Source organism: Herbidospora yilanensis (genome assembly GCF_001570565.1).
Classification (GTDB): Bacteria; Actinomycetota; Actinomycetes; order Streptosporangiales; family Streptosporangiaceae; genus Herbidospora; species Herbidospora yilanensis.
The window spans coordinates 380,965-403,820 of record NZ_BBXE01000013.1 but is presented as its reverse complement, the minus strand read 5'-3'; the positions used below and the strand labels follow the sequence as shown (position 1 = coordinate 403,820).

The 22,856-nt window shown below is 70.7% G+C and carries 22 protein-coding genes; 13 read left to right on the top strand and 9 right to left on the bottom strand.

The annotated features are described in order from the left end of the window. Positions 1-107: 107 nt before the first annotated feature. Positions 108-1,847, top strand: coding sequence for a gamma-glutamyltransferase (ggt, locus tag AW273_RS01930; protein WP_062345371.1), 1,740 nt, complete (start codon positions 108-110; stop codon positions 1,845-1,847). A 61-nt stretch (positions 1,848-1,908) separates the two neighbouring features. On the opposite strand, the gene AW273_RS01925 is transcribed toward ggt, so the two are convergent. Continuing rightward, the gene (locus AW273_RS01925) at positions 1,909-2,094 is read right to left on the bottom strand and encodes a hypothetical protein (RefSeq protein WP_062344560.1); all 186 of its coding nucleotides are present in this window, start codon (positions 2,092-2,094) and stop codon (positions 1,909-1,911) included. Between the two features lie 117 nt (positions 2,095-2,211). On the opposite strand from AW273_RS01925, the gene AW273_RS01920 reads away from it, so the two are divergent. Next, positions 2,212-2,988, top strand: coding sequence for an SURF1 family protein (locus AW273_RS01920; RefSeq protein WP_062344558.1), 777 nt, complete (start codon positions 2,212-2,214; stop codon positions 2,986-2,988). Beyond that, complete coding sequence (locus AW273_RS01915; protein WP_034383168.1) at positions 2,985-3,296, top strand: DUF3817 domain-containing protein; 312 nt, start codon at positions 2,985-2,987, stop codon at positions 3,294-3,296. Before AW273_RS01920 ends, AW273_RS01915 begins: the two co-directional genes overlap by 4 nt. A gap of 1 nt (position 3,297) precedes the next feature. Here AW273_RS01915 and AW273_RS01910 read toward each other — a convergent pair whose 3' ends face one another. From AW273_RS01910 to AW273_RS01900, 3 genes are read right to left on the bottom strand one after another with little or no spacing between them, the layout of a single operon-like run. After that, complete coding sequence (locus AW273_RS01910) at positions 3,298-3,489, bottom strand: tail-anchor membrane protein (RefSeq protein WP_030451175.1); 192 nt, start codon at positions 3,487-3,489, stop codon at positions 3,298-3,300. A 53-nt stretch (positions 3,490-3,542) separates the two neighbouring features. Next, positions 3,543-4,475, bottom strand: coding sequence for an LLM class F420-dependent oxidoreductase (locus AW273_RS01905; RefSeq protein ID WP_062344556.1), 933 nt, complete (start codon positions 4,473-4,475; stop codon positions 3,543-3,545). A gap of 29 nt (positions 4,476-4,504) precedes the next feature. Beyond that, positions 4,505-5,932: a carotenoid oxygenase family protein gene (locus tag AW273_RS01900; RefSeq protein ID WP_062344553.1), complete on the bottom strand. Its 1,428-nt coding sequence runs from the start codon at positions 5,930-5,932 to the stop codon at positions 4,505-4,507. 114 nt (positions 5,933-6,046) lie between these two features. Between AW273_RS01900 and AW273_RS01895 the strand changes: the two genes are divergently transcribed. Next, positions 6,047-6,973 (top strand): winged helix-turn-helix transcriptional regulator, encoded by a 927-nt coding sequence (locus tag AW273_RS01895; RefSeq protein WP_062344551.1) that lies wholly within the window; start codon positions 6,047-6,049, stop codon positions 6,971-6,973. Here AW273_RS01895 and AW273_RS01890 read toward each other — a convergent pair. Beyond that, positions 6,963-7,415: a hemerythrin domain-containing protein gene (locus AW273_RS01890; RefSeq protein WP_062344549.1), complete on the bottom strand. Its 453-nt coding sequence runs from the start codon at positions 7,413-7,415 to the stop codon at positions 6,963-6,965. The genes AW273_RS01895 and AW273_RS01890 overlap by 11 nt on opposite strands. Positions 7,416-7,533: 118 nt before the next feature. On the opposite strand from AW273_RS01890, the gene AW273_RS01885 reads away from it, so the two are divergent. After that, on the top strand, positions 7,534-9,159 hold the full coding sequence (locus AW273_RS01885; RefSeq protein ID WP_062344547.1) for a class I adenylate-forming enzyme family protein: 1,626 nt from the start codon (positions 7,534-7,536) through the stop codon (positions 9,157-9,159). Here AW273_RS01885 and AW273_RS01880 read toward each other — a convergent pair. Further along, the gene (locus AW273_RS01880) at positions 9,150-9,656 is read right to left on the bottom strand and encodes an XRE family transcriptional regulator (protein WP_083949435.1); all 507 of its coding nucleotides are present in this window, start codon (positions 9,654-9,656) and stop codon (positions 9,150-9,152) included. The genes AW273_RS01885 and AW273_RS01880 overlap by 10 nt on opposite strands. A 60-nt stretch (positions 9,657-9,716) precedes the next feature. Between AW273_RS01880 and AW273_RS01875 the strand changes: the two genes are divergently transcribed. Beyond that, positions 9,717-10,850, top strand: coding sequence for a benzoate/H(+) symporter BenE family transporter (locus AW273_RS01875; protein ID WP_062344545.1), 1,134 nt, complete (start codon positions 9,717-9,719; stop codon positions 10,848-10,850). On the opposite strand, the gene AW273_RS36900 is transcribed toward AW273_RS01875, so the two are convergent. Then, complete coding sequence (locus AW273_RS36900; RefSeq protein WP_157555522.1) at positions 10,799-12,694, bottom strand: prolyl oligopeptidase family serine peptidase; 1,896 nt, start codon at positions 12,692-12,694, stop codon at positions 10,799-10,801. The two genes, AW273_RS01875 and AW273_RS36900, sit on opposite strands and share 52 nt — an antisense overlap. A 47-nt stretch (positions 12,695-12,741) precedes the next feature. Between AW273_RS36900 and AW273_RS01865 the strand changes: the two genes are divergently transcribed. From AW273_RS01865 to AW273_RS01835, 7 genes are read left to right on the top strand one after another with little or no spacing between them, the layout of a single operon-like run. Then, positions 12,742-14,541: an ABC transporter substrate-binding protein gene (locus AW273_RS01865; RefSeq protein ID WP_062344543.1), complete on the top strand. Its 1,800-nt coding sequence runs from the start codon at positions 12,742-12,744 to the stop codon at positions 14,539-14,541. A 4-nt stretch (positions 14,542-14,545) separates the two neighbouring features. Continuing rightward, complete coding sequence (locus AW273_RS01860; RefSeq protein ID WP_062344542.1) at positions 14,546-15,487, top strand: ABC transporter permease; 942 nt, start codon at positions 14,546-14,548, stop codon at positions 15,485-15,487. Further along, positions 15,484-16,368: an ABC transporter permease gene (locus AW273_RS01855; protein WP_062344541.1), complete on the top strand. Its 885-nt coding sequence runs from the start codon at positions 15,484-15,486 to the stop codon at positions 16,366-16,368. The genes AW273_RS01860 and AW273_RS01855 overlap by 4 nt, the downstream gene beginning before the upstream one ends. Continuing rightward, complete coding sequence (locus AW273_RS01850; protein ID WP_062344540.1) at positions 16,365-17,324, top strand: ABC transporter ATP-binding protein; 960 nt, start codon at positions 16,365-16,367, stop codon at positions 17,322-17,324. The genes AW273_RS01855 and AW273_RS01850 overlap by 4 nt, the downstream gene beginning before the upstream one ends. Beyond that, positions 17,321-18,253: an ABC transporter ATP-binding protein gene (locus AW273_RS01845; protein ID WP_083949433.1), complete on the top strand. Its 933-nt coding sequence runs from the start codon at positions 17,321-17,323 to the stop codon at positions 18,251-18,253. Before AW273_RS01850 ends, AW273_RS01845 begins: the two co-directional genes overlap by 4 nt. Beyond that, complete coding sequence (locus AW273_RS01840) at positions 18,250-19,530, top strand: M20/M25/M40 family metallo-hydrolase (RefSeq protein WP_062344538.1); 1,281 nt, start codon at positions 18,250-18,252, stop codon at positions 19,528-19,530. The genes AW273_RS01845 and AW273_RS01840 overlap by 4 nt, the downstream gene beginning before the upstream one ends. After that, positions 19,527-20,546, top strand: coding sequence for an arginase family protein (locus AW273_RS01835; RefSeq protein WP_062344536.1), 1,020 nt, complete (start codon positions 19,527-19,529; stop codon positions 20,544-20,546). The genes AW273_RS01840 and AW273_RS01835 overlap by 4 nt, the downstream gene beginning before the upstream one ends. Here the strand turns inward: AW273_RS01835 and AW273_RS01830 are convergent. Then, entirely contained in the window at positions 20,531-21,964 is a 1,434-nt protein-coding gene (locus AW273_RS01830; RefSeq protein ID WP_232327015.1) for an AAA family ATPase, read from the bottom strand. The genes AW273_RS01835 and AW273_RS01830 overlap by 16 nt on opposite strands. A gap of 37 nt (positions 21,965-22,001) precedes the next feature. Then, complete coding sequence (locus tag AW273_RS01825; protein ID WP_062344531.1) at positions 22,002-22,847, bottom strand: arylamine N-acetyltransferase family protein; 846 nt, start codon at positions 22,845-22,847, stop codon at positions 22,002-22,004. Positions 22,848-22,856 lie beyond the last annotated feature (9 nt).

The following is a 22,856-nucleotide window of genomic DNA, read 5'->3' as shown; positions in this document are numbered from 1 at the left end:
CAGCGGGCATGACATCCATCAGCGGGGGAAGCTCGCACTACACCTCGGGGCGTACCGGGTCTTGACATGTCCGGTCATCCTTGGATGATCGCAAAGTGGAGGTGACCATGAGACGCGTCACAGGCGCCGCGCTCGGGATCGTCGTGCTGGGGGCGCTCGTCGCGCCGCCCGCCCAGGCCCGGCCCCAGGTGGAGAAGAAACCGGTCGCCGAGGGTTACGGCGGGGCCGTGGCCACCGTCGACCTGGAGGCCAGCAAGGTCGCCCTCGGCGTGCTGAAGAACGGTGGGAACGCCATGGACGCCGTCGTCGCCGGGGCCGCCGCGCTCGGTGTGACCGAGCCCTATTCGGCCGGGCTGGCCGGAGGCGGCTTCATCGTCTACTACGACTCCCGGTCCCGCCGCGTGGTCACCGTCGACGGCCGCGAGACCGCCCCGGCGAAGATGACCGCGTCGACCTTCGAGGGCATCCCCTTCGACCAGGCCGTCACCAGCGGCCTCTCGGTCGGCGTGCCCGGCTCGGTGGCCCAGTGGGACCTGGCGCTGCGCCGCCACGGCACGATCTCGCTGAAGAAGGCCCTCAAGCCGTCCATCGACCTGGCCCGCAGGGGCTTCCCCGTCGACCAGACCTTCTACGACCAGACCGCCGCCAACGCGGCCCGCTTCGCCGACTTCACCTCCACGGCGGCCCTCTACCTGCCGGGCGGGGCCCCGCCTCCGGTCGGCTCGACCTTCCGCAACCCCGACCTGGCCCGCACCTACCAGGAACTCGCCGAGCGGGGCCCCTCCTGGCTCTACGGCGGGAAGCTCGGCCAGGAGATCGTCGCCACGGTCAAGAACCCGCCCGTCACCCCCGGTTCGGCCCGGAACGTCCGCCCCGGCCTGATGGAGGTCTCCGACCTGCGGGCCTACCGGGCGCTCACCCCCGAGCCGACCAAGGTGCGCTGGAACGGCCTCGACGTCTACGGCATGGCCCCGCCGTCCTCCGGCGGCTCCACCGTCGGCGAGGCGCTCAACATCCTGGAGAACGCCGGTCCGGTCGGCTTGAGCGAATACCTCGACGCCAGCCGGCTGGCCTTCGCCGACCGCAACGCCTACGTCGGCGACCCGGCGTTCGTGGACGTCCCGCTGAAGCAGCTCCTGTCGGAGGGCTTCGGCAAGGAGCGGGCCTGCCTGATCGGCGACACCGCGCTGCCCCACCCGGCCGCCCCCGGCCGGCCCGACGGCGTCTACGAGCCCTGCCCCGCCCCCGCCCCCGCCCCCGAGACCAAGGAACAGTTGCCCGAAGGGCCCGAGACCACGCATCTGGTCGTCTCCGACCGGTGGGGGAACGTGGCGGCGTACAACATCACCATCGAGCAGACCGGCGGCGCCGGGATCGTGGTGCCCGGCCGGGGCGTGCTGCTCAACAACGAGCTGACCGACTTCACCTTCGGCCCCGCTCCGGCCGACCCCAACCTGCCCGCGCCGGGCAAGCGCCCGCGTTCCTCGATGGCCCCGACGATCGTGCTCAAGGACGGCAGGCCGCTGCTGGCGGTCGGTTCGCCGGGCGGCGCGACGATCATCACGACCGTGCTGCAGATCCTGCTCAACCGCTTCACGTTCGGCATGTCGCTGCCCGACGCCCTGGCCGCCCCGCGCGCCTCCCAGCGCAACATCCCGGCGACCCAGGCCGAGCAGGCCTTCATCGACCGCTACGGCGCGGAGCTGACCGCCAAGGGCCACACGTTCACGCTCACCCCGGAGATCGGCGCCGCGACCGCGCTGGAGTTCCTGAAGCACGGCAAGGTCCAGGCCGTCGCCGAGCCCACCCGACGGGGTGGCGGAAGCGCGCTGGTCGTCCGGGACTAGCCGGGCAGGTCAAAACCGCCGGCGGGCGCGGTCGCCGGCGGTTCTGCTCGCGGAGGTCTCCCTAGGCCAGGAAGGCGAAGTAGGCGACGACCGCCACCACGATCACCAGGGCGACGCCCAGGGCGACGTAAAGGGGCAGTCGCGACGACTCCTGCTGCTGGGCCTCCTGCGCGGCCTCTTCCTGGTTGCGGGCGAAGGCGCGGAAGGCCTGCGTGTTCCCGGCCGGGTCAACCTGTGGGTCAGACATGTCACGAACTCTAGCGACACACCATGCCCACGAGACACCAATATGTCGTTATTGCTAGGTTTGCCGAATCCGGCCCCATGGCCGGGACCGGTGTGCAAGGCGGATACCTTGTGAGTCATGCTGCGCACCCTGTTCGCTCCCCGGCTGGTGGGTCTCCACCTGCTGGTGATCGGGGTTCTGGTGGCCTTCGTCCTGCTCGGCCGCTGGCAGCTCGGCGTCTTCACCGACTCCGGGCAACCCCGGGCCGCCGCCGACCCGGCCCCCGTCGCGCTGACCGACCTCAGCCGGCCCGGCGAACGTGTCACCGCCGACGAGGTCGGCCGCCGGGTCACCGCGACCGGCACCTACGACGCCGGCGCGCAGCTCCTGGTCGCCGACCGCGAGCCCGACGTCGCCGCCCCCGGCGGCCGGGCCTCGGCCGGCGAGGGCTTCTGGCTGCTCACCCCGCTGACCCTCACCGACGGCTCGACCATGCCGGTGGTACGCGGCTGGGTGGCCTCACCGAACGACCCCGCCGCGTCCGTCCCGGCGGGTCAGGTGAGCGTGACCGGCCGCCTGCGGGCGCCCGACCAGTCGGACGCGGTCCAGCGCGGCGGCGCGTTGCCCGCCGGGCAGGTCGCGACGGTCTCGACGGCCGAGCTGATCAACCTGTGGACGGGCGACGTGCGCGACGGCTTCGTGGTGGCCACCGAGCAGACGCCCGCCCTGTCGGCCACCCCGGTGGCCGTGCCCGCCCCCACTCAGGGGGCCGCGCTGACCTGGCGCAACCTGGCCTACGCGGCCCAGTGGTGGATCTTCGCGGCGTTCGCCGTCTACATGTGGTTCCACTTCGTCCGCGACGCCGTGCGACAGACCGTACGATCCGATGACCCCGAACCCGAGCCGGAGACGTGACCGTGGAATCCGCCCTCAAGCCGTTTCGAGTCATGGCCTACATCGTGGGCTGCATGCTGCTCGTGCTCGTGACCGGAATGGTCCTGCGCTACGGGTTCGACATCCCCGGGCCGTCGCAGATCATCTCGCCGATCCACGGCTTCCTCTACATGGTCTATCTGGTGGCCACCATCAACCTGGGCCTGAAGGCCCGCTGGTCGTGGGGCTACATCCTGGGCGTGATGCTGGCCGGGACGGTGCCGTTCCTGTCGTTCTACTTCGAACGGCGGGTCACCGACCGGGTTCACGCCCAGGTCGCGGCGGCCTGAGCTAGCGGCCGATACCCCGGCGGCGCAGGCGGAGGATGCGCCGCCGCTGCGATTCGTCGAGCATGAACCAGGCGACGACGGGCGCCCCGAGGAGCCCGACCACCACCAGGAACGAGATGAGTCCGGGCAGCAGCCAGATGGCGAGCAGCGAACCGATGCCCGCACCGACGTAGTACTTGGCGAGTGGCGACATTGGGGGCCCCTTCGGATCATTCGCGATGCATCTCAATACTGGACGATGGATCCTCAACGTGCGCCCAGGGCCCACAGTTCCCTGAGTGTGCCGGCCCCGCCCGGGTCGCCGTCGGTGCTCGCGGGCACCACGGCTATCTCGTCGACTCCGGCGTCATGATATTCGGCCAGCCGTTTCTCGGCGGAGTGGCCGAGCAGCCCGACCGATTCGAGCAGCTCGTCGGGGATCTCGGCGAGCAGCTCCCGGGGGTGCGGGCGGGTGCGGGCGAACGCGACGACGTCCCCGAATCCGGCCTCGGTGAACATCTCGCCGTAGCCGGGGGCGGCCAGGTAGCCGACGACGCCCCGGCGGAGCTGCTCCATCGCGGCGGCGTCCCGGCTCGCTGAGGCGGTCACCCAGGCCGTCACCCGGCTGCCGCCCGCCGCCCTGAAGTCGTCGACCAGCCGGGCCGCCGAGGCCGGGGTGATCAGGTTGAGGACCATGCGGTCGGCCGTGGCGGCGATCCGCACCGCCTGCGGGCCGAAGGCGGCGACCGTGACGGTCGAGCGCGGCGGGTCGAGCCTGAGCCGGTAGCCCGACGACCGGGCATGCGCCGACTTCCCGCCGTCGAGCAGGCCGCGCAGCACCTCCACCTGCTCGGCCAGCGCCCGCGCCGAACCCGCGTGGGGGCGGCCGTGCCACTTCTCGACCACGAGCGGGCTGGAGGTGCCGATCGCGACGTCGACCCGCCTCTTCACGAGGTCGGCCACGGAGGCCACGCCCATCGCGATCATCATCGGGTCGCGGACCGCGACCGCGAAGGGGCCGAGGGTCAGGGCGATGCGTTCGGTGGCCAGGCCGACGGCGGTGGCCAGGGCGAAGGCGTCGTAGGTGGCCATCTCGCCGATCCACAGTTCGGGATAGCCGAGGTCGTCGGCCGCCCTGGCGGTGCGCAGGGCGTCGGAGGCCGGCCGGTCCTGCCACAGGCCGAGGGAAACGCTGAGCATCTGGAGCCGTTCTTCGTTCGTATGGATGATCAGGGGAGCTGGTCGGACCGTACCCACGTGGCGTGGAAGCCGAGGGGCACCCGCTGCGGCAGCAGCACCCGGGCGACCGGGCCCTTCGTGATGTCGGAGGCGTCGAGGATCTGGACCTCGGAGCGGTCGTCGCGGTCGTCGGTGACGAAGGTGACGAGGTAGCCGTCGTCCTCGCCGCTGGAGTTGTCGCGGGGGGCGAAGGGGGCCTCGCTGCCGTAGCGGTGCTCGCCGTAGTGGTAGGTCTGCTTCGCGCCCGTCAGGTTGTCGTACTTGACCAGGCCGTCGAAGAGGTTGGTGGGGGCCTGCTTGACGGAGACGTTGTAGGCGTAGCGGGACTTTCGGCCGGTCAGCCGCAGGTCGATCGAGGGGAACTCGGTGTTGTGGTCGCCGTCGACGTACTCCTCTGAGGTCGTGCCGGTCGTCAGGTCGAAGCGGTAGCGGTACATGCGGGCGTCGAGCTTGAGGTAGCTGATCATCCGGGCGAGCACGCTGCCGCCGCCGCTGGGGGCCGGGCGGGCGACGCGGCAGACGTCCATGACGATCTCGCCGCCCTCCTCCCAGGCGTTGACGACGTGGTAGATGTAGCAGGGTTTGGCCTCGAACCACCTGATCTGGTCGGCCCGGCCGCGCCGGGGGATCACCCCGAACCGCGAGGGCAGCGACCGGTCGAAGGTCAGCTTGTAGCGTCCCCGGCGGGCGGCGTCGAGGTCCTGGAACAGCGGCAGGTCCATGAGGATCGTGTGGTTCTCGGTGATCGCCATGTCGTGGGGGAGCCGGGCGCCCGGCAGGTCGAGGTCGACCAGGTGCTCGACCGTGCCCTGGGGGCCGACCACTCCGTACCGGAGGAACGGGGGTTTCGGCCCGTAGTCGAACCAGAACAGCTCCCCGGTGCGTTCGTCGACCTTCGGGTGGGCCATCACGTCGCCGGTCAGCGTGTCGAGGAAGGTCTGCGCGCCGAGCGTCTCCAGCGACAGGGGGTCCATCGTGTACGGCGACCCGCACAGGTACCACGTCGTGAGCAGCCGCCCCTGGTGGAACACGATGTCGGTGTTGGCGGAGTCCTTCAGGTTGAGCCCGCGCGTGTTGCCGAACGGGTTGGCCGTGGGGTTCTCCATGACCCCCGTCCACAACGCCCGCCCGGCCGCGCTCTCGGCCTCGAAGGCCCTCGTGCGCACCCAGCGGTTGCGGTAGCGGGCGACGCCGTTCTCGAAGTGGACGGCGTGCACCATGCCGTCGCCGTCGAACCAGTGGTAGCGGCCCCGCATGGGGAAACGCGCGTTGGGGCCGTTGCGCAGATAGACGCCGTTGAGGTCTCTCGGGATCTCGCCGACGACTTCCAGCTGGTCAGCGGTGAGCTCCTCCTGGACAGGCGCGTACACCCCCAGGAGGTATGGGTTGTCTTCGCCTGATTCGTCCAGAACTTTCATACAGTGACGCTACGGATAGAGAAGTCAGCTCGTCAATGTGCCCTTAGAGTGGGTTATTCGGGTTCATCCAGTAAGCGCGGGGAAACATGCACAGCACCACCTGTCAGGAATCTCATGCCTGAGGCCACCCTGACGGTCGCACCACCTTCGGCTCCGGTCGAAGAGCGGCTCACCCCGATCGGGCAGGCACTCACGATCCTCGGCGACCGGTGGGTCCTGATGATCCTCCAGCGGGCCTTCCTCCTCCACGTCCGCACCTTCGCCGGCTGGCGCGACGAACTGGGCATCAGCGAGTCCGTGCTGGCCTCCCGTCTCAAGGAACTGGTGGCCTGCGGGATCTTCGAGACCGCCGCCTACCGCAACGGCCGCATCCGCTACGAATACCGCCTCACCCAGCGCGGCCTCGACCTGTGGTCGCTGCTGGTGGCGATCTACTCGTGGGAACGCGACTGGACCGACCGGGAGCTGCCCCCGCTCATCCACGACGTCTGCGGCCACGAGTCGCGCCCCGTGCTGGGCTGCGGCCACTGCCTCAACGTGATGACCGCCCGGGGCACCCACACGGTCCGCGGCCCGAACGCCACCTTCGCCAGCGCGCACGCCCCCCGCCGGCACCGCCGCACCGCGAGCCCCCGCCCCGACTACCTCGGCTACTGCCCCGACGCCATGGAGATCCTGGGCGACCGCTGGTCGACCCACGTGCTGGCCGCCGCGTTCCTCGGGGTGAAGCGGTTCGGCGACTTCCAGTCCGAGATGGGCATCGCGCCCTCGGTGCTCACCGACCGGCTGCGCCGCTTCGTCGACCTCGGCGTCTTCCGCCCCTGCGAGTCGGGCTACCGCCTCACCGAGCGGGGCCTGGCCTTCTTCGAGGTATTCGCCTTCCTCGTCGCCTGGGCCCAGCGCGAGCTCCCGACGCCACCGGGCTCCACACTCGACATCACTCACAAGTCCTGCGGCGCCGGGCTCGCTCCCGTGCTGCTCTGCACCGCCTGCGGCGGCGTGCTCGCCCGCCGCGAGGTGCACTTCGACATCAGTGCCTGAAGGTCTCCCTGACCCCCTCGGCCATGGCGTGCCGTTCGGCCGCGCTGGTCACCGAGTCCAGCGCGGCGTACTCGTACCTCTCCTCCGCGGTGACGTGGGCGAACACCGTGGCCCGGAGAACCTCCAGGTCGCGGGTGAAATCCGGGGAACCCGGATCGATGGTCTTCATGAGCTCTCTGACGTGCCCCGCCTCCTTCCTCCGGTTGGCCACGATCTCTGCCCCGCCGTTCAGGCGGGCCAGCGCGACCGGGTGCACGACGACCTCCTCGGCCTCCTCGTGTACGGCCAGCAGCCGCACCAGCCGTCCGAAGGTCTCCCTGCGGTCGGCGGGCTGACTGCGCTCCACGGCATCGAACAGATCCCTGATCAGGGCGTGCTGACGGGTCAGCACGGTGATCACGTCCAGGTCCTGATCCGGCTCGACGGTGGTGCGGCGGTCCATCCGTGGCCTCCTTTCTGATCTCCTCCGCCTAACCCACACGAATCAGCCGAAACTCGTTGACCGTGGAGACGGGGTTGCCTAATGTTCCGGGCACAATCAAAGAGTCCGGGAGTCCGGTATGAGGCTGCACGCGAAAGACGTCGTCGAGCGCTACACCTCCGCCGGGTGGTGGACTGACGACACCATTGACGGGATGTTGCGGGCTCGCGTCGCCGAGCGGCCCGCCGCCCTCGCGGTGGCCGACCCCCCGAACAAGCCCGCCCTCATGGCCGGTTCCGAGGTCAAGCGGCTGACCTGGGCGGAACTCGACGCCGAGGTCGACCGGGTGGCCGCCGTCCTCGTGGACCGGGGCGTGGCCGCCTCGGACGTCGTGGCGGTCCAGTTGCCGAACTCGGTCGAACTGGCCGTCACCGTGCTCGCCGTGGTGCGCGTCGGGGCGATCGTGACACCGTTCCCGGTGCAGTTCCGGCGCTACGAACTGGCCCAGTTGACCCCTCTCGCCGCCGCCTCCGTCTTCGTCACCTCGGCCGACCGGGCGGAGGTCGTCCACGAGATCGGGGTCGAGACGGTCCTCGAATGGGGCGGCGACCTGGAGACCGCCACCGGCGACGCCGGAAAGCTCGCCGCCCACCTCGCCGCGCTGACCGTCGACCCCAACGACTGCGTGACCATCTGCTGGACGTCGGGCACCGAGGCGACGCCCAAGGGGGTGCCGCGGTGCCACTACGACTGGGGCGCGGTCGGCTGGACCTGCGCCGACGCCGTCGGCCTCGGCCCCTCCGACGTGGTGCTCAACCCGTTCCCGATGGTCAACATGGCCGGGATCGGCGGCGTGTTCATGCCGTGGTTGCGGACCGGCTTCGCCCTCATCCAGCACCACCCCTTCGACCTGCCGGTCTACCTGACGCAGGTCGCCTCCGAGCGGGTGACCTACACGCTCGCGCCGCCCGCCCTGCTGACGATGCTGCTGCACAAGCCCGAGGTGCTGGGGCGGTTCGACATCTCGTCCCTCACCCGGATCGGGTCGGGGTCCGCGCCGCTGCCGCCGCCGATGGTGCGCGGCTGGCAGGAGAAGCACGGCATCGCGATCATCAACTTCTTCGGCTCGAACGAGGGCATCGCGCTGCTCTCCGACCCCGAGACGATGCCCGACCCCGACGATCGGGCGCGTTACTTCCCGCGACCCGACGCGCCCGGCACCTCGTGGCCCGGAACGCTCGGCGGGACGTCGGTGAAGCTCTTTTCGCACGACGGGACCGAGGTCACCGAGGAAGGCGTGCCCGGGGAACTGCGGTTGTCCGGCCCGACCGTGTTCGCCGGCTATCTGGCGGGCACGGCCGAGGCCGACCCCTTCGACGACGACGGCTACCTCGTGACCGGTGACGTGTTCGAGCTGGCCCAGGGGCGCTATCTGCGCTATGTCGACCGGGCCAAGGACCTGATCATCCGGGGCGGGACGAACATCGCGCCGGCCGAGGTCGAGGCCCTGCTCGCCGGGCATCCCGCCGTGGCCGAGGTGGCGATCGTGGGATACGCGGACGCGGTGCTCGGGGAGAAGGCCTGCGCGATGGTCGTGGCGAAGCCGGACACGCCGGTGACGCTGGAATCGCTGGTGGAGTTCCTGCGCGACCAGGGGATCGCCTCCTACAAGCTGCCCGAGCGGCTGGAGGTCGTCGAGGCGCTGCCCCGCAACTCCCTCGGCAAGATCCTCAAGCGGGAGCTGCGCGAGACCCTTCAGGGATAGCGGATCAGCAGGCTCGCCTGCACGTCCTCCGGGCCCCTCGCCGCGTAGAGGTGAGGGGTGTCCGACGTCCACACCAGGTGGTCACCCGGCCCGCCCGTCAGCGGTGACGACTCCGGCCCGACCTCGGCCACGCCGCTGAAGATCGTCAGGTGCTCGGTCACGCCGGGACCGTGCGCGGGCGATATCTGGGCGGCGCCCGCCTTGATGACCAGCCGGTAGAGCTCGTAGGTCACCGTCGCTTCGGTGAACGATTCGAGCAGCCGACCCTCGACGGCCACGTCGGGCAGCACGGCCGGCGACGACAGCAGGGCCGTCAGCGGGACCTCCAGGGCCGCCGTCACCTTCCACAACGTCTCCATGGTCGGGTTCCGGGTGCCGGTCTCCAGTCCGGACATCGTGGCCTTCCCCACTTCGGCCCGTCTGGCCAGGGCGGACAACGACATGCCCTTCGCCTCGCGGAGTTCGCGGAGGCGGCGGCCTATCTCTTGGGCGTCCACGTCGGCTATCCTCCCTCACGCGGCAAGCGTTCCGTTTATGGAACGATCGGAGGAACGCCCATGGTCCAGCCCATCGTCGCGGGCATCGTCACCGCCGTCGTCGGGTTCGCGAGTTCGTTCGCGATCGTGCTCGGCGGCTTCCAGGCCGTGGGGGCGAGCCCGGCCCAGGCGGCCTCCGGGCTGCTGGCCGTCTGCCTCGTCTCGGGGATCAGCGCGATGTGGCTCTCGCTGAGGTACCGGATGCCGATCGTCGTCGCCTGGTCCACGCCGGGGGCGGCACTGCTCGCGTCCACCGGAACCGTCGGCGGCGGGTTCGCCACCGCCGTCGGGGCGTTCCTCGTCTCCTCGGCGTTGATCGTCGTCGCCGGACTGTTCACGCCGCTCGGGCGCTGGATCGCCGCCATTCCGCAGCCCATCGCCGCCGCCATGCTCGCCGGCGTGTTGCTCGATCTGTGCCTGGCGCCCGTCGAGGCCGTCGTCCAGGTCCCGCGACTGGCCGTTCCGGTCGTGCTGGTCTGGCTGGTGCTGATGCGGTTCGCCCGGACGTGGGCCGTGCCGGCCGCGCTGGTCGTCGCGGTCGTGCTCATCGCCGCGCCCGTCGACGCCGGGTGGCCGGAGCTCGCCTTCACGGCCCCGCGGTTCACGGTCCAGGGCGTGGTCTCGATCGCGGTGCCGCTGTTCCTGGTGACCATGGCGTCCCAGAACGTGCCGGGGATGGCGGTCATGGCGGGGTTCGGCTATCGGGTCCCGCTGGCGGCGGCGCTGCGGGTGACCGGGATCGCGTCGGCCGTCGCGTCGCCGTTCGGCGGGCACGCCGTCAACCTCGCCGCCATCTCGGCGGCCTTGTCGGCCGGGCCCGACGCCGAACCCGATCCGGCCCGGAGGTGGATCGCGTCCACCACCTCCGGGGTCGCCATGATCGGCCTCGGGTTGTCGGCGGCGGTCGCGACCTCGTTCGTGGTGCAGTCGCCGCCGATTCTCATCCAGGGGGTTGCCGGGCTGGCGCTTCTGGGGGCGCTGACCTCGTCCATCAGGAACATCGAAGGGGAGGCGGCCATCATCACCTTCCTGGTGACCGCTTCAGGGGTGAGCTTTCTCGGGGTGGGGGCCGCGTTCTGGGGGCTGCTCGCGGGCGGGGTCGTTCACGTCTTCTTCAGCGCCTCCAGGACGAAGGAGAAGATCTCCGCCTCGTAGTGGAGGCGGGCGTAGCGGCCGGTCGGGCCGGAGTGGCCGCCGTCCTCGACCTCGACCCGGAACAGCGGGTCGGCGCCGTTCGCGCGGAGCCTGGCCACCCACTTGGCCGGCTCGTGGACCAGCACACGCGGGTCGTTCACGGCGCCCGTCACCAGCAGCGGCGGCAGGTCGCCGCTCGGGACGTTGTCGTAGGGGGAGTAGGCGAGCATCCAGGTGAAGTCGTCGAGCCGCCGGGGGTCGCCCCACTCGTCCCACTCGTTGACCGTCAGCGGGATGCTGTCGTCGAGCATCGTGGTGACGACGTCCACGAAGGGGACCTCGGCGACGACCGCCGCCCAGAGGTCGGGGCGCATCCCGTAGACGGCGGCCTGGAGGAGGCCGCCGGCCGACAGGCCGCGGGTGGCGATCTTCGAGACGTGACCGTCGAGCAGGAACTCGGCGGCGGCGATGTGGTCGGTGAACGTCGTCGGCTTGCGGGACAACCGGCCGGCCTGCCACCAGGCGCGGCCCATCTCGCCGCCGCCCCTGACGTGGGCGTGGGCGAAGACCGCGCCCTGGTCGAGGAAGGCCGACAACGCCGGGTCCCAGACCGGGTCGAAGACGGCCTCGTAGGCGCCGTACCCGTAGAGGAGGCAGGGCGCGGTCCCGTCGAGCGGCACGTCGGCGCGGCGGACGACCGTGACGGGGATCTCCACGCCGTCCGGGGCGGGGGCCCAGAGGCGTTCGCTCACGTAGCCGTCGTGGCGGGGGTTCTCCTTCAGCAGTTTCCGGACGCCGGACGCCAGGGTCAGCCGCCACCACTGCGTCGGTTCGCTGTACGACCCCGTCTCGAAGATCACCGAATCCGTCAGGTACTCCTCGTTGTGCACCAGCACGATCCGCCCGCACGCCACCGGGGGATGCACCTCGTAGGACGTCCCGTCGTCGCCGAGCACCCGCAGCAGCGGATCGCCGCCCCGGCGCAGCGTCAGCACGCGGTAGCCGTCGAAGCAGTCGACCGAGTGGACGCGCTCCCCGGGCAGCGGCGGCACGCCGACCACGCGGAACTCGGAATGTCCCTCGTCGGTCCAGGTCACCAGGCCGTCGAGGGTCGCGTCGCAGCGGTATTCGACGCCCGGACGCCGCCCGCCGACCGACTCGGGCACCCCGTCGGCCACCGACCACACCTCGGTCGTGTCACGGCTGGCCGCCGTGATGAGCAGGTGGGTGCCCGACCGGGTCGCCCGCACGGTCAGCTCGAACCGGCGGTCGCCCTCGCGGAGCACGACCTCGTCGGCGCCCGTGGAGATGTCGTATCGGCGCACCTCGCACGGGCGGTACACCTCGTCGACCACCGTGTAGTAGAACCATCCCTCGGCCCAGCCGCCCGTGTAATAGGTGCCGCCGATGCTCACCGGCAGGTCGGTCATCGTCGACAGGTCACGGAAGCGCAGGTCGTAGACCTCGTCACCGGTCACGTCGATCGAGTAGGCCAGCCAGCGGCCGTCCGGCGACACCTCGCGCACACCCAGTTCGACGTAGTCGCCGAACGCGTCGAGGTCAAGGAGGACCTGGTCGGAAGCATCACGCTTTCGTCTGAATTCGCCGAACTCTCTTCCGGCGTCAATCTGCGTGTAGTAGACAAAGGCCCCATGGCGCCAACTGACTGAAGACTCAGTCTCAGGCGTCCGTCCAGCCATTATGGCTGCGAGATGCTGCCGAAAGGGGGCGGTGTGGGCGATCCGGGACTCGTAGCGCCGCCGCTCGGAGATGAGCACGTCTCGTACCGCCACGGGGTCTCTCATCCAGGCGTGGTCGTCGATCCGCTCGATGCCGTGCAGTTTGTGCACTACCGGGTGTGTCATGGCAGGACAGTACCGATTTGGAGCGACTCCCGCCCCCGGAGGACGATATGCACCATTTCGTCATCAAAGCACTGACCTTCGCACTCGCCGGAGGGCTCCTGTCCACCCCCCTCAGCCCGGCGCCCGCCCCGAAAGTGACCTTCACGATCGGCATCCAGTCGGACGTCGACTCCACGAACCCGTTCACGGGCATCGTCGTGGAGGCCTACGAGACCTACGCGCTCATGTACGACTACCTCACCACCTCCAGCGCCAAGGACGTCTCACCCCAGCCGTCCCTCGCCGAGTCCTACAGCGAGGCCCCGGACAAGAAGTCGTGGACGTACAAGATCAGAGCCGGGGTGAAGTGGTCGGACGGGCAGCCGCTGACCGCGCGCGACGCCGCGTACACCTTCAACCGGATCATCGACGGCGACTTCGAGCAGACCAACTACGGCAACTACGTCGCCAACATCGACAAGGCCGAGGCGACCGACGACAACACGCTCGTCCTGCACGTCAAGCGGCCGACCCCCATCATGGAACGGCTGGCCGTGCCGATCCTGCCCGAGCACGTCTGGAAGGACGTCGACGGGGACGCGGTCAAGTCGTACGCGAACGAACCCCAGAACGGCCTGCCGGTCGTCGGCTCCGGGCCCTTCCAGCTCGTCGAGCGGCGGAAGGGGCAGTACCTCCGGTTCGCCGCGAACAAGAACTACTGGCGGGGCGCGCCGAAGTTCGACGAACTGGTCTTCCGGGTGTTCACCAACGCCGACGCCGAGGCGCAGGCGCTGGTCCGCGGTGAGATCGACTTCGCCTACGACCTGCAGAGCAACGTCTTCAACTCGCTCAAGGACAAGCCCGGCGTGACGACGCGGAGCTCGGAGTACTCCGGGTTCAACGAGATCGCCTTCAACACCGGCGCGGCCCTGGCCGACGGCACCCCGATCGGCGACGGGCACGAGGCGCTGAAGAACAAGCAGGTCCGGCTCGCCATCTCGCACGCCATCGACCGGCGGACCCTCGTCGACCGGGTGCTCAACGGTCACGGGTCGCCCGGTGACACCTTCATTCCGCCGGTCTATCCGCTGCTGCACTACACGCCCGCCGCGCCGCAGAACTTCGACCTGGCCAAGGCGAACCAGCTCCTCGACGCGGCCGGATATCCGAAGAAGGCCGACGGCACCCGGTTCGCGCTGCGGCTGTTCGCGCGGCAGGAGTCGCAGGACTCGCAGAGCACCGCGGAGTTCGTGAAGAGCTGGCTCAAGGAGATCGGCATCGACGTCACCGTCAAGGTGATGTCGGAGGACACCCTCACCGAGGTGATCGGCCAGGGCGACTACGACATGTTCGAGTGGGGCTGGGTGGTCGAACCCGACCCCGACTACCAGATGTCGGTCTTCACCTGCGGCAAGCGCAGCTACCAGGACGGCGACGCGATCTACGCCGACCTGTCGGACTCCTTCTACTGCAACCCCGCCTACGACGAGCTCTACGAGCAGCAGGCCGGGGAGACCGACCAGGCGAAGCGGGCCGAACTCGCCAAGCGCATGCAGCGACTGGTCCACGACGACGCGGCGTACGCGATCACCTACTACTACAACGACCTGGTCGCCTACCGGAGCGACCGCTGGACCGGATTCACCCCGCAGCCCGACCCCGACGGGTCGCTGCTGTTCCAGTACGGCGTGCACTCGTATCTGACGATGGCGCCCGTCACGGCTGCGGAAAAGCCGCAGGCCGCTTCTTCGAGCGGCGTCAACGGTGGGCTGATCGGCGGGATCGTGGCCGGTGTGGTCGTGCTGGCCGGCGCGGCGTTCCTGGTCACGCGGCGGCGCTCGTCGACCTCCGCCGACGACCGGGAGTGAGCCGGTGCGCGGCTACGTCCTGAAGAAGGTCGGCTGGTCGATCGGCACGCTGCTGTTCGTCGTGGTCTTCAACTTCTTCCTGTTCCGGCTGCTGCCGGGCGACCCGATCGGCCTCTACACGCGGGGCCGGAACATGTCGCCCGAGCAGCTCATCCGGCTGCGGCAGCAGCTCAACCGGCCCGTCGGCGAGCAGTTCGTCGAATACCTCGCCAACCCGTTCGCCTCGGCGATCAACTCGACCCGGTTCAACCGGCCGGTCTGGGAGATCATCGGCGAACGGGTCTGGCCGACCGTGCTGCTCGTCGGCACCGCCGTGCTGGTGGCCGCGCTGGCCGGGGTCTGGCTGGGCATCCGCAGCGGGTGGCGGCGCGGGTCGCGGTTCGACCGGATCACCACCGGGACGACCAACACGCTCTACGCGATGCCGGAGTTCTGGGTCGGCATGATGCTGATCATGTGGTTGCCGTTCTTCCCGAGCGGCGGCATCAACTCGGTCGGCGTGTCGGGCTTCTTCGCGACCTCGGTCGACACGCTCTGGCACATGGTCCTGCCGGTGACCGCGCTCGCCATCGTCTACCTCGCCGAATACACCTCGATCATGCGGGCGTCCCTGGTCGACGAACTGCGGCAGGACTACCTGACGCTGGCCCGCGCCAAGGGCCTGCGGGAAGACCTGGTCAGGCGGCGGCACGCGGTGCCCAACGCGCTGCTGCCCACGATGACGCTCATCTTCCTCAACCTCGGCTTCGTGATCGGCGGGGCCATCACCGTCGAGTACGTCTTCTCCTGGCCCGGTCTGGGGCTGCTCACCGCCGAGGCGCTGCGCGGGCCCGACATCCCCCTGCTGCAGGCGGTGTTCCTGCTCTTCTCCCTCGGGGTGATCGTGTTCACACTGCTGGCGGACCTGCTGTACGCCGTACTGGACCCACGGGTGAGCAGCCGGTGACGGCCATCGCCTGGCAGCGGCGGCGGGCCACCGCCGCCCGGTTCTGGGCCGACTTCCGCTCCCACCGGTCGGCCCTGATCGGCCTGGGCATCCTGGTCTTCTTCGGGCTCGTCGCCGTGTTCGCCTCGGTGCTGGCCGATCCCGCCGGGCTCGACGTCACCAAGGCGACCGCCCCGGCGCACGCCGCGCCGTCGGCCGACCACTGGCTCGGCACCGACCAGAACGGCCGGTCGGTGCTCACGCTGCTCGTCCACGGCACCCGGGTGTCGCTGATCGTCGGGCTCGCGGCCACCGCCATCGCCATCGTCATCGGGACGGTCGTCGGCGTCATGGCCGGGTTCTACGGCGGCTGGGCCCGCTCGACGCTGATGGGGTTCACCGACTGGTTCCTGGTGATCCCGTTCCTGCCGCTGGCCATCGTGATGGCCACCGTGCTCGGGGCCTCGCTGCTGAACATCGTCATCGTCATCGGGGTGACGTCGTGGCCCGGCACCGCCCGGCTGGTCTGCGCGCAGACGCTCAGCGTGCGGGAGCGGCCCTACATGGAGCGGGCGCGGGCGCTCGGCGGCGGCGACTGGCACCAGATGACCCGGCACATCCTGCCCAACGTGATGCCGCTCGTGCTGGCCCACGTGGTGCTGACCGTGTCGGTGGCGATCCTGTCGGAGACGACGCTCTCGTTCCTCGGGCTGGGCGATCCGACGCGGCCGTCGTGGGGCTACATCCTGGACAACGCCTACGGGACCGGGGCGATGTCGAACGGCGAATGGTGGTTCGTGCTGCCGCCGGGCCTGTGCGTGGTGCTGGTGGTTCTGGCGTTCACGCTGGTCGGACGGGCGTTGGAGGTCGTGCTCAACCCACGGCTGCGGGAGGGGTCATGAGCCTGCTGGAGTTGCGGGACCTGTCGGTCACCTACGCCGGAGACGTGCCCGCCGTGCGCGGGGTCTCGCTGAGCGTCGCGCCGGGCGAGGTGCTCGGCGTCGCGGGCGAGTCGGGGTGCGGCAAGTCGACCATCACCAACGCGGTGCTGCGGCTGCTGCCGAAGTCGGCGACGGTCGGCGGGTCGGTGCTGCTCGACGGCGAAGACGTCTACGGGATGTCGTTCGGCCGGCTGCGCGCCATCAGGTGGGCCACCGCGTCGATCGTGTTCCAGGGCGCGCTGCACTCGCTGAACGCGGTGCGGACCATCGGCCGCCAGATCGCCGAGCCCATCCTCCTGCACGAGCCCAAGACCTCCCGGAAGGCCGCCGACCTGCGGGTCGGCGAACTGCTGGAGCAGGTCGGCCTGCCGGCCCGGCGTGCCCGCGACTACCCCCACCAGCTCTCCGGCGGCCAGCGGCAGCGGGTCATGATCGCGCTGGCGCTGGCCTGCCGCCCCCGGCTCGTCATCGCCGACGAGCCCACCACGGCGCTCGACGTGATGGTCCAGGCGCAGGTGCTGGAACTGCTGTCGGGGCTGGTCAGGGACCTCGGGCTGGCGCTGGTGCTGATCTCCCACGACCTGTCCGTGCTCGGCACCACCTGCGACCGGGTCGCGGTCATGTACGCCGGGAAGGTCGTCGAGGAGGGCCCCGCCTCGGTGGTGTTCGACGACTCGCGGCACCCCTACAGCGGCGCCCTCGCCGGGGCGTTCCCCCGCGTCGGCGATCCCCGGTTCCGCTACGCGCCCGCCGGGCTCGCCGGCGATCCTCCCTACCCGGGCGATCTCCCCACGGGATGCCCGTTCCACCCCCGGTGCGCGGTCGCCGTCGACCGGTGCGCCGAAGCCGAGGTCGAGCTGGTCCAGGTGGCGGCCGGGCGGCGGGCCGCCTGCCTGCTCGCGGAGGAGACGTCATGAGCGCGCTGGCCGCACGCGGCGTGCGGGTCCGCTTCGGAGCGGCCCGCGCGGTCGACGGGGTCGACCTGGAGATCGGTTCCGGCGAGATCGTCGCGCTGGTCGGGGAGTCCGGGTGCGGCAAGTCGTCGCTGGCCCGGGCCCTCCTCGGGCTGGTACGCCCCTCCGGCGGCACCGTCGAACACGCCGGCCGCCCGCTCGACCACCGCCGGCTGAAGGCGTTCCGGCGGCACGTCCAGCTCGTCCTCCAGGACCCGAGCGGCTCGCTGAACCCCCGCCACACCGTCTACGAGGCCGTGGCCGAAGGGCTCAGGATCCACAAGGTGCCGGGCGACGAGCGCGAACGCGTCGCCGCCGCGCTGGCCAAGGCCGGGCTGCGCCCGCCGGAGCGGTTCTTCCTCCGCTACCCGCACGAACTGTCCGGCGGGCAGCGGCAGCGCGTGGTGATCGCCGGGGCGCTCGTGCTCGAACCCGACGTGCTGGTCGCCGACGAGCCGGTGTCGTCGCTGGACGCCTCGGTGCGCGGCGAGATCCTGGCCCTGCTGCTCCGGCTGCGCACCGAACTCGGGTTGTCGTTGCTGGTGGTGACCCATGACCTGGGGCTGGCGTGGAACATCGCCGACCGGGTGGCGGTCATGTATCTGGGCCGCATCGTCGAGACCGGCGACACGGCCGAGGTGCTGACCGCGCCGCGGCATCCGTACACCAAGGCCCTGCTGTCGGTCGTGCCGGAGATCGCCCGGCAGGAGCCGATCGTGCTGACGGGCGAGGCCCCGGACCCGTCGCGGATCCCGGCCGGCTGCCGCTTCCGGCCCCGATGCCCGGCCTACGCCGCCGGGCTCCCCGCCGGACTGGCGGAACGTTGCGAGAAGGAGAGCCTGCCCGTGCTGCCCGCCGACCGCGGCCACCATGCCGCCTGCGTCCTGCCATGAGCGACGTCGGGACGATCTGCTCCGATCTGATCAGGATCGACACCACCAACGAGGGGGACAACCGCGGCCGGGGCGAACGCGGCGCGGCCGAGTACGTCGCCACCCTCCTCTCCGACGCCGGGGTCGACGCGACGATTTTGGAGTCGTCACGCGGGCGGTCCAACGTGGTCGCCCGCGTGCGTGGCTCCTCCGACGCCGACCCGTTCCTGATCCACGGGCACCTCGACGTGGTGCCCGCCATGGCCGGCGACTGGGCGGTCCACCCGTTCTCGGGCGAGATCGTCGACGGGGTCGTGTGGGGGCGCGGCGCGGTCGACATGAAGGGCACCTGCGCGATGACCCTCGCCCTCGTGCGCGACTGGGCGGCGCGCGGGGTGCGGCCGTCGCGCGACGTGGTGCTGGCCTTCACCGCCGACGAGGAGGCGACCGGGGAGTACGGCTCGTACTACCTGGCCAGGGAGCACGGCGCCCTGTTCGACGGGGTGCGGGAGGCGATCAGCGAGGACGGCGGCTACTGCGTCGTCCACGAGGGGAGACGCGTCTATCCCGTGGCCGTCGGCGAACAGGGCATGGCGTGGATGCGGCTGACCGCGAACGGGGTCGCCCAGCACGGGTCGCTCCGGGCGGTCGACAACCCGGTCGCCGAGATGTGCCACGCGATGTCGCGGCTGGCGTCGTACGAGTGGCCGCTCCAGCTCACGCCCGGCGTCGTGAGCATGCTCGACGGGATCTCCCGCGCGCTCGGCCGCCCGCTGGACATGTCCGACCTCGACGGGGAGGCCCGGCGGCTCGGCCAGGTCGGCGAGTTGTTCGCCCACGTGCTGCGGAACTCGGCGAACGTGACGATGCTGGACGCCGGATACAAGGTCAACGTCATCCCCGGATCGGCCTCCGCGCAGGTCGACGGCCGGTTCCTGCCCGGCTCCCGGGACGAGTTCCTGGCCACCGTCGACGCCCTGCTCGGCCCCAAGGTCAGCCGCGAGTTCATCTGCTTCGAGGACGCGCCGGAGGCCGACCCCGGCGGTCCCACCTTCGACGCGCTCTGCGCCTCCCTGGTGGCCGAGGATCCGGACGCCCTGCCCGTCCCGTACGTGATGAGCGGCGGCACCGACGCCAAGGCGTTCCACGAACTCGGCGTCGTGACCTACGGCTTCGCGCCGCTGGCGCTGCCCGAGGGCTTCGACTACAACGCCATGTTCCACGGGGTCGACGAGCGGGTGCCGGTCAGCGCGCTGGAGTTCGGCGTACGGGTCCTCGACCGCTTCTTCCGCCCGTGATCGGCGTCTGGTCGCCGTCGACCCTGCGGCACGACCCGGCGGCGGAGATCTGGATCGGCCTGCGCACCCCGGGCACCGAGGTGGCCGAACGTGTGCACCGCATCCGCGAGGCCGTGCCGCTGACCTGGATCGAGGCCGACGAGGTGCCCTGGGGTGTGCTGACCTCGGTGCATTCGGAGGGCCTGCTGCTCCACCTGCGGGACGTGTACGAGGAGTGGGTCGCGGCCGGGTATCCGCAGGACCGGGTGGTGCCCTACGTGTTCCCCACGGCGGCGATGCTCGGCGGGCAGCCGGGCCGGGTGCCGCCGGCGGTCCACGGCCGGGCGGGGTTGTGGGCGTACGACACGATGACCCTGGTCGGCCCCGGAACGTGGGAGGCGGCGCTGATGGCGGCGGGCGCCGCGTGGACCGCGGCGCTCAGGGTCCTCGACGGCCCCGCCTACGCGTTGTGCCGCCCCCCGGGACACCACGCGACGCGGGACGGCTACGGCGGGTCGTGCTACCTCAACAACGCGGCGGTCGCCGCGTCGACGCTGCGCGGCATGGGCTTCGCGAAGGTCGCCGTCATCGACGTGGACGCCCACCACGGCAACGGGACCCAGGCCATCTTCTGGGACCGCGACGACGTCTTCTACGGCAGTGTGCACGTCGACCCGGGCGCGGGCTGGTTCCCCCACTACGTGGGCTTCGCCGACGAGACCGGCGGCGGCACCACCCTGAACGTCCCCGTCGCGCCGGAGTCGGGAGACGCGGTGTGGCTCGCCGGGGTGGCCCGGTTGTGCGAGGCGGCGGCCCGCTTCGGCGCGGAGGCACTGGTGGTCTCGCTGGGGGTGGACGCGGCCGCGGACGACCCGGAGAGCCCGCTGCGGGTCAGCCGGGACGGGTACACCGCGACCGGGCGGCTGCTCGGGGAACTGGGGTTGCCGACGGTGGCGGTGCAGGAGGGCGGTTACCACCTGGAGACCCTCGGCCCGTTGGTGGCCGCCGCCCTGCGGGGGGTTCAGTCGCCTTCGTAGAGCCGGTCGAGACCGACGAGCTGGATCCGGCCGCCGCTCCCGCGGGCGGCCTCCTCCAGTTGCGGCATGAACCCGGCGCCGCTGAACAGCAGCAACCGCCGCGCCGGCCGGACGGCCGCGACCTTCTCCAGGCGGGCCAGATGACCCATGCCGATCACGTCTCCCCACTTCACCTCGCCCAGCGCGAGGAGTTCGCCGGCGGAGTCGAAGGCCGCCAGGTCGACCTCGTGACTCTGGCGGGTCGAGGAGTCGTAGACGACGCCGGAGAGGACCCTGGACGGCATGCCGGCGAGGGTCTCGTCGGAGGCCATGTCGGCCGTCCAGACCCGGCACATGCGTTCGAAGACGGGTCCGGCGACCTGGCTGGGGAAGGTGTTCTTCGACGCGGCCCGCCAGATGGCCTCCGTCCGGCCCGGGCGCACGGTTTCGAGTGACGCCCAGTTCGGTCGCATGATCGCGTAGTAGAAGCGGACCAGGGGCTCGGTGATCCGGTAGTAGGAACGGCCGGGCCGGAACGCGTCTTCGTCGGTGACCAGCAGACCCGCGTCTTCGAGAACGGTGAGCTGGTGGGAGATGTCGGTGGACTTGCGTTCGAGTCGGCTCGCGATCCCGCCCCTGGTGTTGTTGCCCTCGGCGACGGCGGTCAGGACCGCGCTGTAGAGACCGCTCTCGTAAATCGTCGGATCTTCGGCGAGCAGCATGCGGACCTCGCGGAAGAGTGGATTCGCCGGGTTGAGCACGTAGTCCATGACCCAGCCGTCGAACTCTTCGGCGCGTTGCGGCGTGTACTCGTAGAGATGTTCGGCACGGTAGGCCGGGGTGCCGCCCAGCACGAAGTAGACGAGTGCCGCCAGCCGACGGTCCCGGAAACCCCAATGGTCCGCGGCGACCCGGAAGTCGAAGGTCGGAACGATGAGCTCCAGCGCGGCCCGGCCATGCAAGGGGGCCTGGCCGGATAGTAGTCCGCTCATGAAGGACACCGATGATCCGCACAGCAGCAGCCGGGCGCGTGAGGCGAGTCGCTGGGATCTGCGCGGGGCCAGGGCGTGCTGGATGACCGAGGGCAGTTCCTTCGACTCGCGCACCAGAGAGGGGAACTCGTCGAGGACGACGGGGATCGGCCGCTCGGTCGAGAGGGCGAGCAGGCTGTCGATCGCCTCTCCCCAGTTCTGGAAGTCACACGAGATCGGGGCGTCGGTGAAGTCTCTGAGCGCTTGTCCGAGCTCCTGGAGGGTTTCGTGTTTCGGCACTGCTTCCAGGGCCCCGTAGTAGAAACCGCCGGTCGCCTCGCACATGGCCTGGAGAAGGAAGGTCTTGCCCTGGCGTCGTCTGCCGGACACCACGCCCAGCGTCGCCCGCTCGACCGTGCTGGTCACGAACCGCGATAACTGGGCCCATTCCCAATCGCGGTCGAACATGTCAGAAGGTATGTCGATCGTCGGCTGCCCCATAGGACTAGCCATTGTCGCTGGTGGCGAGCCACTTCTCGTGGCTTTCCACCAGCTTGGGCCACAGGATCGACCGTTCCTCGCCCGTCAGGTGGAGGTCGAAGACGTCGGCCAGCGCCGCGAAATAGTCCTCCTCCCGGTCGAGCGTCGTCGACGTCGAGTCGGCCCCCACCCGCGTCAGCACCAGCCCCCGCACCGTGTCCACCCCCGTCGCGTCGCGCCGCTGGATGGCCAGCACGCGCACGAATCCCGACTCCGGCGACGTCGACAGCCGTACGTGCTCCGACTCGAACGCCGTCATCTCCGCCGGGACCTTGCGGAAGTCCATTCCGACGAAGCTGCCGCGCGGGTCGTGGTCGAGCCGCCACCCGCCGGGCTCCGCCTCCGAGGGCCGCAGCCGGTAGGTGAAGGGCCCCTGCTCGTACACACCCTCAAGAAGGGGGAGCGGTGCGTGGATCGCGTCGCCGAGGCCGGCGTCGACCAGCCACTCGCCCGACGGGTTCTCCTCGGTCGGGAGGCCGTCGACGGTCAGCACCAGGTGGTTGCCGCGCGCCCCGGCCGCGTCGGCGGCCGAGCCCTGGACGCCGCCGTAGTGCCGGGTGACCGCGTAGCCCAGGCCCGACAACAACGCGGAGAGGGCGCCGTTCAGGTGGAAGCAGTATCCGCCGCGGCCGGAGACGATCCGGGACGCCGACTCGCGGGGGTCGACGGTCGTGGCGCGGCCCAGCCAGATCTCCGTCGTCTCGTAGGGCACCCGCTCGACATGGGCCCGCTGGAGGGCGAAGAGGCCGGCGACGCTCGGGGGCTCCCGGGGGAGGCCCAGGCGGCGGAGATATGCGTCAACGTTGATCACGCCCTCACG

What these genes read in the sequence shown, in the direction of transcription:
- AW273_RS01910 (WP_030451175.1), bottom strand. Translation starts at nt 3,489, where the DNA reads ATGTCGCCACTCGCCAAGTACTACGTCGGTGCGGGCATCGGTTCGCTG.
- AW273_RS01865 (WP_062344543.1), top strand. Translation starts at nt 12,742, where the DNA reads ATGCACCATTTCGTCATCAAAGCACTGACCTTCGCACTCGCCGGAGGG.
- AW273_RS01890 (WP_062344549.1), bottom strand. Translation starts at nt 7,415, where the DNA reads ATGGACCGCCGCACCACCGTCGAGCCGGATCAGGACCTGGACGTGATC.
- ggt (WP_062345371.1), top strand. Translation starts at nt 108, where the DNA reads ATGAGACGCGTCACAGGCGCCGCGCTCGGGATCGTCGTGCTGGGGGCG.
- AW273_RS36900 (WP_157555522.1), bottom strand. Translation starts at nt 12,694, where the DNA reads ATGACACACCCGGTAGTGCACAAACTGCACGGCATCGAGCGGATCGAC.
- AW273_RS01830 (WP_232327015.1), bottom strand. Translation starts at nt 21,964, where the DNA reads ATGTTCGACCGCGATTGGGAATGGGCCCAGTTATCGCGGTTCGTGACC.
- AW273_RS01840 (WP_062344538.1), top strand. Translation starts at nt 18,250, where the DNA reads ATGAGCGACGTCGGGACGATCTGCTCCGATCTGATCAGGATCGACACC.
- AW273_RS01905 (WP_062344556.1), bottom strand. Translation starts at nt 4,475, where the DNA reads ATGCTCAGCGTTTCCCTCGGCCTGTGGCAGGACCGGCCGGCCTCCGAC.
- AW273_RS01925 (WP_062344560.1), bottom strand. Translation starts at nt 2,094, where the DNA reads ATGTCTGACCCACAGGTTGACCCGGCCGGGAACACGCAGGCCTTCCGC.
- AW273_RS01900 (WP_062344553.1), bottom strand. Translation starts at nt 5,932, where the DNA reads ATGAAAGTTCTGGACGAATCAGGCGAAGACAACCCATACCTCCTGGGG.
- AW273_RS01850 (WP_062344540.1), top strand. Translation starts at nt 16,365, where the DNA reads ATGAGCCTGCTGGAGTTGCGGGACCTGTCGGTCACCTACGCCGGAGAC.
- AW273_RS01845 (WP_083949433.1), top strand. Translation starts at nt 17,321, where the DNA reads ATGAGCGCGCTGGCCGCACGCGGCGTGCGGGTCCGCTTCGGAGCGGCC.
- AW273_RS01885 (WP_062344547.1), top strand. Translation starts at nt 7,534, where the DNA reads ATGAGGCTGCACGCGAAAGACGTCGTCGAGCGCTACACCTCCGCCGGG.
- AW273_RS01875 (WP_062344545.1), top strand. Translation starts at nt 9,717, where the DNA reads ATGGTCCAGCCCATCGTCGCGGGCATCGTCACCGCCGTCGTCGGGTTC.
- AW273_RS01920 (WP_062344558.1), top strand. Translation starts at nt 2,212, where the DNA reads ATGCTGCGCACCCTGTTCGCTCCCCGGCTGGTGGGTCTCCACCTGCTG.
- AW273_RS01895 (WP_062344551.1), top strand. Translation starts at nt 6,047, where the DNA reads ATGCCTGAGGCCACCCTGACGGTCGCACCACCTTCGGCTCCGGTCGAA.